We start from the raw sequence: 13,390 nt of genomic DNA, 5'->3' as shown, positions 1-13,390 counted from the left end.
TCGGGCCGGCTCTTGCAGATTCCCGTCGTCCATAGCCCCCAGCGCGCCAGCGAAGTGCTGCAGCGCAGCGGTGCCAACAACCCCAGCGTAGACATTGCGCTGGATACTTTGCCGGCACTGCGCCGTGTCGCGCGGCACGACCTGGCCCCCTCCAGCGCTGCTGCGCGGGGCCCGACTAGCAGCGCGGCCAGGTACCAAACCGGCCTGTTTCGCGAGCCCGGACAGCAGCAGCGCCTGGGCGAGCTTCAGCAAGGCCTCGCTTATGCCGATCGATTGGGCCAGGCCCTGCAAGAACTAAAGAGCGGGCTCAGCCGCGCGTTGGCCCAGCCACAGCTCGCGGGCAGGCAGGCCTTGCAGGCCAAGCTGGAGGCGGTGCAGCAAGTCTGGCAGGCGCGCGTCGGCGAGAGTGGTGGCCAGCTCGACGCCCGATTGCAGCCGGTAGCCGAGGGTGAACGGCCGCGTCAGCTGTTTCGCGTGCGCGGCCTTGATGTCCAGGCGCTCAGCAGCGCAGGCGCCGAGACCCTTCGGCTGGCCATTCCCGGCCAGCCGCGCGCGACCCTGGTGCCGCTCGACGGCCAGGGCCTGCAGCGCAGCCTGCAAATCCTGCAACGTGCGCTGGCAGCGACCGATATGCGTACCCACAGCCAGGGCGGCGAGCTGCTGTTCAGCGTGGCCGAATCGCACTGGCCGGCGCTGCGCGACGGCCTGAGCCTGCGCGGCGACGGCAAGCGTTTTCCCAGCGGCCAGATGGTACGGGCTTTGTTGGATCCGCAGCCCGATGCGATCAGTCCATCACGTTGGAAGCTTGACGACAGCCTGGCACAGCGCCACAGCCTGGTGCAAGTGTTGGACGCCCAGGCAAAGTTGGACCGCGCCCAACAGCAGCTGAGCGTGCGCATGGACGGCGCCGCCGCATTGACGGCCCAGGCCAACACCGCCACCTCGGCCGCGCAGCAAGCCGACTTTGCCGCGGGCTTTCGTGCCAAGGCCAGCGAGCAGGTCTTCAACTTCGAGCGACTGAGCGTGCTGGCACCGGCTCTGCTGGGCCTGCATCGCAATCAGGTTCAACAGCTATTGCTGCCACCGGACCAGCTCTGAAAACTGCGCGGATAAATCTTCGGCCGGGCAGGGCGCTGATCAGCGAGGGAGAGGTTTATGACTGCTTTTTGTCTTGTCCGACCAACCGCGCCCAACGAAGCAGTTCCGCGTCATCCGCTCCTAGCGCCCGCGTTGCAGCCGCGCCAGGGTGCGTGCGGATCTTCTGCAGCACGGTGTGTTCGTCCAGGCTAGCGATGTAGGCACCAATTTGCTGTTCGGACGGAATGAAGCCCTTGTTGGCCAAGCTGTAGCTGTGGGTCATGATGGCCTCGATGACGCCGGCCATCTGCTTGTCGATGAATCGTTGGTCGGGATTCGGTACGGGATAGTTACTGCTCATGTCGGCATTGTGACCTGGCAAGCAAACAACCGTCGGGCGAATACGGTTGCCAAAAGTTTCAGGAATGCGATGCATCAGTTAACATAATATACATTGTCGATCTATTGCATGGACTCATCCGAGCAATCGCCATTCGAGCAACAGCCCCTGTAAGTGTTCTTTTCTTGGCCCATCCAAGCCGATAAGCGCTTTCGCAGCCCCAGCCCATTCAAAGCTTGCCAGCGTCATAGCGCTCTTGAAACGCTCTTTTCGCCCTGATGTATTCATTGGCGCAATCAACCGTCCATGAACCGCCTAGAGCCTCGTCGCAGCGCGGAGGCTTTCGATAAAAGCGCTCCCAGGCCTTTTCCTTGCGATTGCGGGCATCCAGCTCCGAGCGCTTCCAGTTTTCAACCTTGCGTTGCTGGTTGGCAATCGCTTGCCGACGCTCTCTTGCAACGGCCTCTCGTTGAGCGTTTGCCCGTGCCGCCGCTTCGGCCTGGGCCGCCTGCCGGCGTTGCTGCTCGGTCGCCAATTGCTGGAAAACACGCGCCGCTTCCTCGGCTGCAGCGCGCGTTCGCCATTCATTGAAAGCGAGAACCACCGCCGCCGCAAAGACAATCCCCGCTGCGACGCCCATCGCGATCTGCACCGGAAAGCTCTTGAAAAAGCTCCGCTTCGGCTGAATATAGCCACTGGCCGCCGTTGCTCGCCGCCAATACCAATCCCGATCCTGCACGCCCATTTTTGTGGCCTCCCGCCCGGATGTTATCGGCTGAGGCACATGGCAGAGTTACCAGGCTGCGGTCATTTGGCGGCATCCGCAAGCAGGCTCAGCAGGCCTGCCTCATCCAGCACCGCCACACCCAGCTCGCGGGCCTTGTCCAGCTTGGAGCCGGCTTCTTCGCCGGCGATCACGTAATGGGTTTTCTTGGATACCGAGCCGCTGACCTTGCCGCCGGCGGCTTCGATCATGTCTTTGGCGGCGTCGCGGCTCAGGGTCGGCAAGGTGCCGGTTAGCACCAGTGTCTTGCCCAGCAGCGGCCGCGGGCCATGGTCGGCGGAGGCGCCGTCGCCCTCGGGCCAGTGCACGCCGGCGGCGCGCAGCAGTTCGACCACCTCGCGGTTATGTGGCTGCTGGAAAAAGGTGTGGATGCTTTGCGCGACGATGGGTCCTACATCGCGCACCTCCAGAAGCTCCTCCGGCCTTGAGTCCATTAGCCGGTCCATCGAGCCAAAATGCCGGGCCAGGTCCTTGGCAGTGGTCTCGCCGACCTGCCGGATGCCCAGGGCAAAGAGAAAACGCGCCAACGTCGTGCTTTTGCTCTTCTCCAGCGCATCGACGAGGTTCTGGGCGCTCTTGTCGGCCATGCGCTCAAGCGCGGCCAGCTTGGCCACTCCCAGCGTGTACAGCCCCGGCAGACTCAGCACCAGGCCAGCGTCGACCAGTTGATCTACCAGCTTATCGCCCAGTCCTTCGATGTCCATCGCACGGCGGCCGGCGAAATGCAGCATGGCCTGCTTGCGCTGGGCCGGACAGAACAGGCCACCGCTGCAGCGGTGATCGATGCCGCCGCGCTCGCGCTGCACCGCGCTGCCGCAGATCGGGCAGGTCTTGGGCATGCGGAAATTCGGCACATAGGCCGCACGCACCGCGTCGACCTTGCCGACGATCTCCGGAATCACATCGCCGGCGCGCCGCACGATCACCTGGTCCCCGATGCGCACGCCCTTGCGGCGCAGCTCGAAGACATTGTGCAGAGTTGCATTGCTGACCGTGGTGCCGCCGACGAAGACCGGCTCCAGCTTGGCGACCGGCGTCAGCTTGCCCGTGCGTCCGACCTGGATGTCGATCGCGTTGAGCCGGGTCACTTGCTCCTGGGCCGGGTACTTGTGCGCCACGGCCCAGCGAGGCTCGCGGGTCTTAAAGCCGAGCTGGCGCTGTAGCGCCAGACTGTTGACCTTGTAGACGATACCGTCGATGTCAAACGGCAACTGGTCGCGCTTGGCCCCCATGGCCTGGTGGAACTCAACCAGGCCATGCGCGCCCTGCACCACCGCACGGTCGGCGCAGACCGGCAGGCCCATGTCCGCCAGCGCGTCCAGCATCGCGTTGTGCGTGGCCGGCAGGTCCCAGCCCTTCACTTCGCCCAAGCCGTAGGCGAAAAAACTCAACGGCCGCTGCTTGGCCAGCGCCGGATCGAGCTGGCGCACCGCGCCTGCTGCCGTATTGCGCGGGTTGACGAAGGTCTTCTCGTTGGCGGCGCGCTGACGCTCGTTGAGGGCCTCGAAATCATCGCGCCGCATATAGACTTCGCCGCGCACCTCCAGCACAGGCGCACTCACGCCCCTGAGGCGCAGCGGAATCTGGCCGATCGTCCGGATGTTCTGCGTCACGTCCTCGCCGGTTTCGCCGTTACCGCGGGTGGCCGCCTGGGTCAGCACACCCTGCTCATAGCGCAGATTGATGGCCAGGCCGTCGAACTTCAGCTCAGCGGCGTACTCGATGGCTGGCGCATCCTCGGCCAGACCCAGCTCGCGCCGCACCCGGCCGTCAAAGTTCATGGCGCCCGTCGGTTCGGTATCGGTCTCGGTCTGGATGCTCAGCATCGGCACCGCATGGCGCACCGGCGTGAAGCCGGCCAGCACCTTTCCGATCACCCGCTGGGTCGGGGAATCGGGGCTCAACAGCTCGGGATGGGCGGCCTCCAGGCCTTGCAACTCCTGGAAGAGCTTGTCGTACTCGGCATCGGGCAAGACCGGCGCATCGAGCACGTAGTACAGATGGGCGTGATGGTTCAGGGTCGTGCGCAGCTCGGCGGCGCGCTGCGAAATTTCTTCGATTCGGAAGCTCATGCCCCGGATTGTGGCCGAGCCGGCTGGGCGCTCCGTGCAGCGAGCGCGTCCTTCGGTCCTAGGGTTTCTGCTAGGTCCGGCGACAATAGGCCCGATGATGAATTCGCGCTTTTTCAAGATCGCCCTGGTGCTGGGCCTGTTGTCGGCCATCGGGCCCTTTGCGATCGATATGTATCTGCCGGCTCTGCCGGCCATCGGCCAGAGCCTGGGGGCCGAGATCGGTGGCGTACAGATGAGCCTGACGGCCTTCTTCATCACCCTGGGCCTGGGCCAACTGCTGTACGGCCCGGTGTCCGATATGGTGGGGCGCAAGCCGCCGCTGTATTTCGGTCTTGGCCTGTTTGCCGCCGCCAGCGTCGGCTGCGCGCTGGCCACCGATATCGAGACCTTGGTCGTGCTGCGCGCCCTGCAAGGGCTGGGTGCGGCGGCCGGCATGGCGGTGCCACGTGCGGTCGTGCGCGATCTGCACACCGGCACCGACGCGGCGCGGCTGATGTCGCTGCTGATGTTGGTATTCAGCGTCTCGCCGATCCTGGCGCCGCTGGTGGGCAGCGCGGTGATCGCGCTGGCGGGCTGGCGCGGCGTGTTCTGGGCGGTGACGCTTGCGGCGCTGGCTGGCTTGGCGATGATTGCCAGCTTTCTGCAGGAGACGCGGCCGGCTGATGAGCGGGTCGAGAGTAGCCTGGGCAGCGCCTGGCGGGCCTATGCCCTGCTGCTGAGGGACGGCCACTTCATGGGCCTGAGCCTGATCGGCAGCTTCGCGATGGGGGGCTTCTTCGTCTATCTGTCCAACTCGCCGTTTGTGATGATCGATCACTACGGCCTGTCGCCGACCATGTACAGCCTGACCTTCTCGCTGAATGCGATCTCCTTCATCGGCGCCTCGCAGCTGACCGCCAGCCTGGGCGAGCGCTACGGCCTGGCCCAGGTTGTGCGGGTGGCGGCGGCGGCGGCCACCGTCGTGATGCTGGTCATGCTGGCCTACTACCTGGCCGGTGGTGACCGCCTGCCGGTGCTGATCGTGCTGTACCTCATCTCCAGTGCCTTCATGGGCCTAGTGATCCCGACCACCTCGGTGCTGGCGCTGGAGGCGCATGGCGCGATCGCCGGCACAGCCTCGGCCCTGCTGGGTACGCTGCAGATGCTGACCGGCGCGGTGATGATGGGACTGGCAGGCCTGTTTACCGACGGCCGGCCGCTGCCCATGGTGATCGGCATGACGGCCGGACCGCTGATCGCGCTGGTGCTGACCTGGGGTACCCTGGGCCTGCGCCCTGCCCGGCCTTGCCCGGCCGCCTGATCACTCAGCAGCTTGCAGATGGGGGCCGAGAATCTCGACCAGCCAGTTCATCACGACCCGCACCCGGGTCGACAGATGGCGCCGGTTCGCATAGACCAAATTCAGCGGCATTGGCGGCGCCGGGTAGTCAGGCATCACCTCGACCAGCCGACCGCTGGCCAGCAGCTCGCCCATCACCAGGGCCGGCACCTGGATCAGGCCCAGGCCGGCCAGGCAGGCGGCCTGGTAGGCATCGGCATTATTGACGGTCACCGCACCGGCCATCGCAAGCTGGTGCGTCCGGCCGTCCTGCAGGTACTCGAATCCGCCCGACTTGGCGCCCAGGGTGTTGACGTAATGCACCAGCCGGTGGCCGGAAAGATCGGCCGGCGTCTGCGGCTCGCCATGGGCTTGCAAATAGGCCGGGCTGGCGCAGTTGACCATGCGTAGCAGGCCTAGCGGCCGCGCGACCAGGCTGTTGTCCAGCACCGCGCCGACCCGCAGCACGCAGTCAAAACCCTCCCGCACTAGATCAACTCGGCGCTCGGTGCTGCTGAACTCGATCTCCAGCATCGGATGCTTATCTAGCAACTCGGGCAGGCGCGGGATCACCAGGTCGCGCGCCATGCCCGTGGTCATGTCCAACCGCACCCGCCCGCTCAAGCCTTTGGCACCTTGCAGCTGGAACATCGATTCCAGTTCCTCCACATCGGCCAGTACATCCTTGCTGCGCCCATAGAAGGCCTGACCATCTTGGGTCAGCTGCACACGCCGCGTGGTCCGGTGGAGCAGACGCACGCCAAGCTGGGCTTCCAGCTGCTGGACAGCCGTCGAAGCCGTGGCCTTGGGCAAGCCCAGGCTTTCGGCGGCCTGGGTGAAGCTGGCCAGCTCAGCGACGCGATGGAAGATCTGCATCCGTTCGATTGGGCTCATTGTTCAATTATTAGCGAACAGACAAATCCATTGGTGCCAATTTATCCGGCGAATCTCCGTCAATAGACTTCCGTTCATCCCTTCCACCTCTGACGGAGAACACCATGAACCAACAGTCCACCACCCCCATCACTCTGATCACCGGCGGCAGCCGCGGCCTAGGCAAGAGCGCCGCCCTGCATCTGGGCGTCCAGGGTAGCGACATCATCCTGACCTATCGCAGCCAACGCGCTGAGGCGGAGGCCACCGTAGCCGCGATCCAGACACTGGGCCGCCGCGCGGTGGCACTGCCGCTGGACGTCGGCAACAGTGCCAGCTTCGCCGGTTTCGCGGCCCAGGTTCGTCAGGCGCTGGCCGAGGTCTGGCAGCGCGAGCGCTTCGATAATCTGGTCAACAATGCCGGAACCGGCGTCCACGCCAGCCTGATGGAAACAACCGAGGCTCAGTTCGACGAACTGGTCAATGTGCATTTCAAGGGCGTGTTCTTCCTGACCCAGCAACTGCTGCCGCTGCTCAATGATGGCGGCCGAATCGTCAACATCTCTAGCGGCCTGGCCCGCTTCGCCCTGCCAGGCTATGGGGCCTATGCAGCGATGAAGGGAGCGATCGAGGTCTTGAGCCGCTACATGGCCAAGGAACTGGGGCCGCGCGGCATTGCGGTCAATGTCGTGGCGCCCGGCGCCATCGAAACCGATTTCGGCGGCGGCACGGTGCGCGACAACCCCGAGGTCAACCGCTTCATCGCCGCGCAGACAGCGCTGGGCCGGGTGGGCCAGCCCGAGGATATCGGCGGCGTGATCGCCTCCCTGCTGGCGCCGGCGAACCGCTGGATCAATGCTCAGCGCATCGAGGCTTCCGGCGGCATGTTCCTCTAAAGCAAGCTCAGGCGTCCCCCTCGGGCTCGCTGGCCGCCACCCGGGCGATCATCACTTGGTCGACCCGGTGGCTGTCTACGTCCACCACCTCGAAGCGCCAGCCCTCCCAGACCACCTGGTCGGTGCGCTTGGGGATGCGGCGCAGCATCACCATCAGAAAACCGGCCAGCGTGTCGTACTGGCCCGAGTGCGGCAGCGCCTCCAGCCCTAGCGCGCGCTGCACATCGGGGATTGGCGTGATGCCATCGGCCAGGAAACTGCCGTCCTCGCGTCGCACGATCTGCTCCTCGTCATGGCTGGCCACCAGGCTGCCCATCACCGTACTCATCACATCGTTGAGCGTGATCACGCCAACCACCAGACTGTACTCATTGACGATCACGGCGAAGTCTTCCAGCGCCTGGCGGAACTGGGTCAGTACCTCCGACAGAGTCAGCCGGTCCGGTACGATCAGCACCTTCTTGACCAGGCCAACACAGGTGCGCAGGCTGATAGGCTCGTCACGCAGCACGCGCTGGAACAGATCGGTAGCGTCAACATAGCCGACCACCTGGTCGATCTCGCCATCGCAGACCAGATAGGTCGAGTGCGGGTCGTCTGCGATGCGGGTGCGAATCAGCGCGTCGTCGTCATCCAGCGAAAAGAACACGATGCGCTCGCGTGTCGTCATCGCGCTTTCGACCCGGCGAGTGTCGAGCTCGAAAATGTTCTCGATGGCCTGCTGCTCGGCGTCGGCCACCACGCCAGCCTGGTTGCCGGCCTCGGTCATCGCCAGGATGTCGTGATGCGTGATCGTGTTGTCGCGCTGCACCGGCCGGCCCGACAGGCGCAGCAGTCCCTCCGTGATCAGGCTGAAGATCCACGCCAGCGGCTTTAGCAGGGTCACCAGACCCAGCATCGGGCCGATCAGTGCCAGCGCAATGCGCTCGGGCTCGTTCATCGACCAGCGCTTGGGCACCAGGTCGGCCAGCACGATGAACAAGGTCGTGATCGTGATGAAGGACAGCGCGAAGCCCAGGGTCTCAGCTCGCTCAGGCGCGACCAGATAGCCCAGCGCGGCCTGGAAATGTGGCGTGAACGCGCCCTCACCGACGATGCCGCCGAGAATGGCCACGGTGTTGACGCCGATCTGCACGACGGTGAAATAGTGGCCCGGATGTTCTTGCACGGCCAGCACCCGCGCGGCCCTTGCGTCGCCCTCCTCAGCCAGTTGCTGCAACTTCAGGCGGCGCGAGGCCGCCAGCGACAGCTCGGCCATCGAGAAAAATGCGCTGGCCGCGATCAAGGCGGCGATCAACAGCAGGCTGGTGCTCAAGAGAAATCCCGGTTGTTCAAGCGAAAGCCTAACTGAACAAACGCCGCGCCGCCAAGCTACCGGCCGCCAGATCGCGCGAGGCCAGGGCCTTATAGAGAGTGGACAGCTCCTCACCGATGGCGGCGAAGGCATGCAGATTCAAGACCTGACCCCGGTCGTCGCAGATATCGGCCTCGATGTCGCGAGACAGTCCCCGGGCTGCCTCCTGCCAGGCGGCGAAGGGCTCCAAGCCCTCGGGCGTCTGCGGCACATCCAGCGCCAGGGTCAGCTCGCGCAGCGAGCTCTGCTGCGGATCGTCGGCCAGCGCTGCCTGCGATTCGAAGCTCAGCACCAGCAGCGGTGGCGCGCCGCGCTCAGCGGCCGACATCACCAGCCGGCCGGGCATCGCCCCGGGCACGAAGCCATGGCGCTGGGCCATCTGCTGCACAAAGCCCAGTGTCCAGGCGGCGCTACGGGCGCGCAGCACGATGGCCAGCTGCGCGTCGTGCTCGCTGGCGAATTGGTCCAGCTCGCGGGCCCGGCCGACCACGTCCAGCATGTCGGGGAACTGCACGAAAGCGCCCATGCCATCGGCAAAGGCCTGCAGCTTCTGCACGAACTCGGAATACTCGATCTCGTTGAGCGCACCGCTGCGATTGGCCATCTGCACGCCGGCTTGGAACTCACCATAGCGCTGGCCCGGCGCCGGCAGCTCCCAGTCGCCGGTCTCGGCGTTCAGGCCTTCGATATGAAAAGGCTTGGTGCCAGCGCGGCGGCTGGGCGGCAGATGTGACAACGCCATCTCGCCGCTGACCGGGGCTTCGAGCGTGACAGTGGCGATCGCGTCGATCAAGGCGTCGATGCGGGCGGACGGTTTGCGCGGCTGGCGCGCAACGGCGGGCACCGTCTCGTCCAGCGGCACGTTGGGCTCGAACGCATCGCTGAGACCGGACCGGATCTCGTCAAGACTGGGTTCCTGGCGCACGGCGCCACCTTCTGCCATCACCGGCTCGTTCTGCCGGTCTACGGTCGGTAGCGCGCGGCGCGGGCCGGCCTTGCGCGCGGTCCAGGCGCCGTGGGCAATGATGGCGGCCAGGATCAGGCCTCCAAGGATGGCGAGCATCGTGGTCAGCGTCATACCGCCTCCGCCATCGAGAGCGCCTTGTCCATGTCCACCGCGACGATGCGCGAGACGCCCTGCTCCTGCATCGTCACCCCAATCAGTTGTTCAGCCATTTCCATTGCAATCTTGTTGTGCGAGATGAAGAGGAACTGGGTTCCGCTGCTCATCTGGGCCACCAGCTTGGCATAGCGTTCAGTATTGGCATCGTCCAGCGGCGCATCGACCTCGTCGAGCAGGCAAAACGGTGCCGGGTTGAGCTGGAAGATCGCGAACACGAGCGCGATTGCGGTCAGCGCCTTCTCGCCGCCCGACAGCAGGTGGATGGTCGAGTTTTTCTTGCCCGGCGGCTGCGCCATCACCTGGATGCCGGCGTCGAGGATCTCGTCGCCGGTCATTACGAGTCGCGCCTGGCCGCCGCCGAACAACACCGGAAACATGCGGCCGAAGTGCTCGTTGACCTGCGCAAAGGTCGCGCCGAGCAAATCACGGGTTTCCAGGTCGATCTTGTGGATCGCGTCTTCCAAGGTCTTCATCGCCGACATCAGGTCGGCGTTCTGCGCGTCGAGGAAGGTCTTGCGCTCGCGAGCCGCCGTCAGCTCGTCCAGTGCGGCCAGATTGACAGCACCCAGCGCCGCGATATCGCGGTTGATCCGGTCGATCTCGCCTTGGAGGCCGTAGAGCTTGACCTGCCCCTCCTCGATGCTGCGGGCCAGCGCCTCCAGATCCACAGCCGCCGCAAGCAACTGCTCCATGTACTGCGCCCCGCCCAGCGCCGCCGCCTGCTCTTCGAGCTGCAGCTTGGTCAGTCGCTCGCGCAAGGGATCGAGGCTGCGCTCGAATTCCAGTCGCTGCTCGTCGGCGCGCTTCAGGCGCTGGGTCAGGTCGTCGTAGCCGCTGCGTACAGCGGCCAACTCCTTCTCCCGCTCGAGCTTGATCGCCAGCGCGTCCTGCAGACCGGCCTGGGCGGCCGCGTCGTTGAGCGTGTCCAGCTCACCTTGCAAGCTGGCGGCAGACTGGGTGTTGACGAGCACCTGCTGCTGCGCCGTCTCAATGCTGCGCTGCAGCTCGCCGCGGCGTGAAGCCAGGGTGCGGGCGCTGAACTGTGCTTCCTGGGCACGGCGCTCAAGGCCGCGCAGTTGCTCGCGAGCCTCGGCGAGCTTGCGTTCTGCGGTAATGACGGCATCGTCGAGCTCGGCATGGCGTTCTTGCGTGGTCGCCAGCTGCATATCCAGCTCCTCGAAGCGGGCCTCGCCGGTGATGCGGCGTTCCTGCAGCTCCTCGGACTGAGCGTCGATCTCGGACAGCTCGTCTTCCAGTTGGCTGCGCCGGCTGCTGGCGGCCTCGGCCTGCTGCGACAGACGCAGCAGCTCGACATGTAGCTGGTGAGCGCGTGTCTGGGTTTCGCTGGCCTCGCGGCGCAGCCCGAGCAGGCGCTGGGAGGCCTCGGTATAGCCGGCCTCGGCTCGCACCAATTGGCTCTTCGATTCCTCTGCGATCAGCTGTTGTGCGCGAAGTTCCAGCACCAGATGCTCGATCTCCTGTGCCCGCGCTAGCATGCCGGCCTGTTCGGAATCTGGCGCGTAGAAGCTGACCGCGAACTGGCTGACCGCATGGCCGGCTGCCGTCATGATGACCTCCCCGTGGGCCAGCCTGTCGCGCTTGGTCAGGGCCTCGTCTAGCGAGTCGGCGATATACACGCCTTCGAGCCAGTCATTCAACAACGCTTTCAGCCCCACATCGTCGAGCCGCAACAGATCGCTGAGGCGTGCCAGCGTTTCATGCGTGTTGACGATGCTTGCGGTGGGCGGGGAATAAAAAGCCAGCCGGGCCGGCGGCGCATCGGCCGCGAAGGCACGTACCATCTCCAGGCGGCCCACCGAGAGGGCGCCCAGGCGTTCGCGCAGCGCCGCTTCGAGCGCGTTTTCCCAGCCGGGCTTGATGTGCAGCCGGGTCCACAGGCCTTGCAGGCCGTCTAGCCCGTGCCGAGCCAGCCAGGGCTTGAGCTTGCCCTCAGTCTGGACCTTTTCCTGCAACGCCCGCAAGGCATCGAGACGGGCCGACAGGTCGGACTGGCGCGACTGCTGGGCATTGGCATCGGCCTGGGCCTGGCTGCGCAGCTCGTCCAGACGAGGTGCCTGATCCTGCAGCTCATGCAAGCGTGCATCGGCCAGGTCGCGGGCCTCGTCGGCAGCTTCGCTCTGACGCTTTAGATCGGCGAGCGCTTGAGCGTCAGGCGCGGCCAGACCTTGGCGCTCGGTGGCCAAGCGCTCGCGGCGGCCGCGCAACTGGCGCGACTGCTCGTCAATGCTGCGGCTCTCCGCCGCTAGCACCTGGATCTGCTGCTGCACCTGGACAACGATCGTGCGTTGTTCATTGGCCTTGACTTGCGCCGAGCGCACCGCGTCCTCGGCGTTGGGCAGATTGCCGCCCTGCTCCTCGGCCTGGGCGGTCAGGATCTCGCTCTGTTCCTCGGCCGCCGCGATCTGCTCGGCGATCGTCTCGAGCTCGGCTTGGGCCTGCTCGGAGCGCTCCTGCCATTGTTGGTTTTGCGCCTGCAGCTCGGCCAAGCGCGACTCGACGCGCGTGCGGCCTTCAACAACATAGCGGATGCGCTCCTCCAGCCGGCTGACCTCCAATTGAGCTTCGGCCATCCGTCCCTGCGAGGCATGCAGCTCGTCGCCGGCCGCGTAGTGGGCCTGGCGTACCGTCTCCAGCTCGGCCTCGACCTGGCGCAGCTCGGCGACACGCGACTCCAGCGCATTGACAGCTTCCAAATGCTCGGTCTTGACACGGGCCTGCTCGCCGGTGGCGTCACGGTGCTTCAGAAACCAGAGCTGGTGCAACTTCAGTGTGCCGCTGTCCTGCAGGCCGCGATAGCTGGCGGCGACCTCAGCCTGTTTTTCCAGCTTGTCAAGATTGTTGTTGAGCTCCCGCAGGATGTCATCGACCCGGGTCAGGTTCTCGCGCGTGTCCTTGAGCCGGTTCTCGGTTTCGCGGCGACGTTCCTTGTACTTGGAGACGCCTGCGGCTTCCTCCAGGAACATGCGCATCTCTTCGGGCTTGCTCTCGATGATGCGGGAGATCGTGCCTTGGCCGATGATGGCGTAGGCGCGCGGCCCTAAGCCGGTGCCGAGGAACACGTCCTGCACATCGCGGCGGCGCACCGGCTGGTTGTTAATGAAGTAGCTGCTGGTCCCGTCGCGCGTCAGCACGCGCTTGACAGCGATCTCGGCGAACTGGTTCCACTGGCCGCCCGCGCGCGCATCCTCGTTGCTGAACACCAGTTCGACGCTGGCGCGGCTGGCGGGCTTGCGATTTCCCGAGCCATTGAAGATCACATCCTGCATCGACTCGCCGCGCAGCTCGCTGGCTTTGCTCTCGCCCAGCACCCAGCGCACGGCATCCATGATGTTGGACTTGCCGCAGCCGTTAGGTCCGACCACGCCTACCAGCTGGCCGGGCAACTGGAAGACGGTCGGCTCTGCAAAGGACTTAAAGCCCGAGAGCTTGATCGAATTCAGGCGCATGGATGCGGGGCTAAACCATTGATTTATTTACAGAAAAGCCCCTTCGTCGGGGCTTCTGGCAGGGTCGGATGATACCATTCGCCCCT

10 protein-coding genes are annotated in these 13,390 nt (G+C 65.3%); 3 read left to right on the top strand and 7 right to left on the bottom strand.

Going from position 1 to position 13,390, the window contains the following annotated elements; all coding sequences use genetic code 11:
- The first annotated feature begins 12 nt into the window (after positions 1-12).
- A complete protein-coding gene (locus tag OOZ63_RS07500) occupies positions 13-1,098 on the top strand; it encodes a hypothetical protein (protein WP_266004814.1) in 1,086 nt (361 codons plus the stop codon).
- 55 nt (positions 1,099-1,153) lie between these two features.
- Here OOZ63_RS07500 and OOZ63_RS07495 read toward each other — a convergent pair whose 3' ends face one another.
- From OOZ63_RS07495 to ligA, 3 genes are all read right to left on the bottom strand, one after another.
- A complete protein-coding gene (locus OOZ63_RS07495; protein ID WP_266004813.1) occupies positions 1,154-1,513 on the bottom strand; it encodes a hypothetical protein in 360 nt (119 codons plus the stop codon).
- A 133-nt stretch (positions 1,514-1,646) separates the two neighbouring features.
- The gene (locus OOZ63_RS07490) at positions 1,647-2,162 is read right to left on the bottom strand and encodes a hypothetical protein (protein ID WP_266004812.1); all 516 of its coding nucleotides are present in this window, start codon (positions 2,160-2,162) and stop codon (positions 1,647-1,649) included.
- Between the two features lie 62 nt (positions 2,163-2,224).
- On the bottom strand, positions 2,225-4,273 hold the full coding sequence (gene ligA / locus OOZ63_RS07485) for an NAD-dependent DNA ligase LigA (protein WP_266004811.1): 2,049 nt from the start codon (positions 4,271-4,273) through the stop codon (positions 2,225-2,227).
- A 94-nt stretch (positions 4,274-4,367) separates the two neighbouring features.
- On the opposite strand from ligA, the gene OOZ63_RS07480 reads away from it, so the two are divergent.
- The gene (locus tag OOZ63_RS07480) at positions 4,368-5,573 is read left to right on the top strand and encodes a multidrug effflux MFS transporter (RefSeq protein WP_266004810.1); all 1,206 of its coding nucleotides are present in this window, start codon (positions 4,368-4,370) and stop codon (positions 5,571-5,573) included.
- Here OOZ63_RS07480 and OOZ63_RS07475 read toward each other — a convergent pair whose 3' ends face one another.
- Positions 5,574-6,485: a LysR family transcriptional regulator gene (locus tag OOZ63_RS07475; RefSeq protein ID WP_266004809.1), complete on the bottom strand. Its 912-nt coding sequence runs from the start codon at positions 6,483-6,485 to the stop codon at positions 5,574-5,576.
- 104 nt (positions 6,486-6,589) lie between these two features.
- Here OOZ63_RS07475 and OOZ63_RS07470 point away from each other — a divergent pair, with 104 nt between their 5' ends.
- Positions 6,590-7,360: an SDR family NAD(P)-dependent oxidoreductase gene (locus OOZ63_RS07470; protein ID WP_266004808.1), complete on the top strand. Its 771-nt coding sequence runs from the start codon at positions 6,590-6,592 to the stop codon at positions 7,358-7,360.
- Positions 7,361-7,367: 7 nt separating this feature from the next.
- On the opposite strand, the gene OOZ63_RS07465 is transcribed toward OOZ63_RS07470, so the two are convergent.
- Genes OOZ63_RS07465 through smc form a run of 3 tightly spaced genes read right to left on the bottom strand, consistent with a single transcriptional unit; the run spans position 7,368 to position 13,304 of the window.
- Positions 7,368-8,675, bottom strand: a complete 1,308-nt coding sequence (locus tag OOZ63_RS07465; protein ID WP_266004807.1) for a hemolysin family protein — start codon at positions 8,673-8,675, stop codon at positions 7,368-7,370.
- Between the two features lie 28 nt (positions 8,676-8,703).
- Positions 8,704-9,792 (bottom strand): cell division protein ZipA C-terminal FtsZ-binding domain-containing protein, encoded by a 1,089-nt coding sequence (locus OOZ63_RS07460; protein ID WP_266004806.1) that lies wholly within the window; start codon positions 9,790-9,792, stop codon positions 8,704-8,706.
- Complete coding sequence (gene smc, locus OOZ63_RS07455; protein WP_266004805.1) at positions 9,789-13,304, bottom strand: chromosome segregation protein SMC; 3,516 nt, start codon at positions 13,302-13,304, stop codon at positions 9,789-9,791. The genes OOZ63_RS07460 and smc overlap by 4 nt, the downstream gene beginning before the upstream one ends.
- Positions 13,305-13,390 lie beyond the last annotated feature (86 nt).

Origin of the sequence: Paucibacter sp. PLA-PC-4, assembly GCF_026241155.1 — a bacterium.
Taxonomy (GTDB): domain Bacteria; phylum Pseudomonadota; class Gammaproteobacteria; order Burkholderiales; family Burkholderiaceae_C; genus Roseateles_E.
Note: the sequence above shows the minus strand (reverse complement) of the source record. Positions and strands in the feature narration are given on the sequence as shown.

Coding starts and splice junctions, on each gene's coding strand:
- OOZ63_RS07495 (WP_266004813.1), bottom strand. CDS start 1,513: ATGCATCGCATTCCTGAAACTTTTGGCAACCGTATTCGCCCGACGGTT.
- OOZ63_RS07490 (WP_266004812.1), bottom strand. CDS start 2,162: ATGGGCGTGCAGGATCGGGATTGGTATTGGCGGCGAGCAACGGCGGCC.
- ligA (WP_266004811.1), bottom strand. CDS start 4,273: ATGAGCTTCCGAATCGAAGAAATTTCGCAGCGCGCCGCCGAGCTGCGC.
- OOZ63_RS07480 (WP_266004810.1), top strand. CDS start 4,368: ATGATGAATTCGCGCTTTTTCAAGATCGCCCTGGTGCTGGGCCTGTTG.
- OOZ63_RS07475 (WP_266004809.1), bottom strand. CDS start 6,485: ATGAGCCCAATCGAACGGATGCAGATCTTCCATCGCGTCGCTGAGCTG.
- OOZ63_RS07470 (WP_266004808.1), top strand. CDS start 6,590: ATGAACCAACAGTCCACCACCCCCATCACTCTGATCACCGGCGGCAGC.
- OOZ63_RS07460 (WP_266004806.1), bottom strand. CDS start 9,792: ATGACGCTGACCACGATGCTCGCCATCCTTGGAGGCCTGATCCTGGCC.
- smc (WP_266004805.1), bottom strand. CDS start 13,304: ATGCGCCTGAATTCGATCAAGCTCTCGGGCTTTAAGTCCTTTGCAGAG.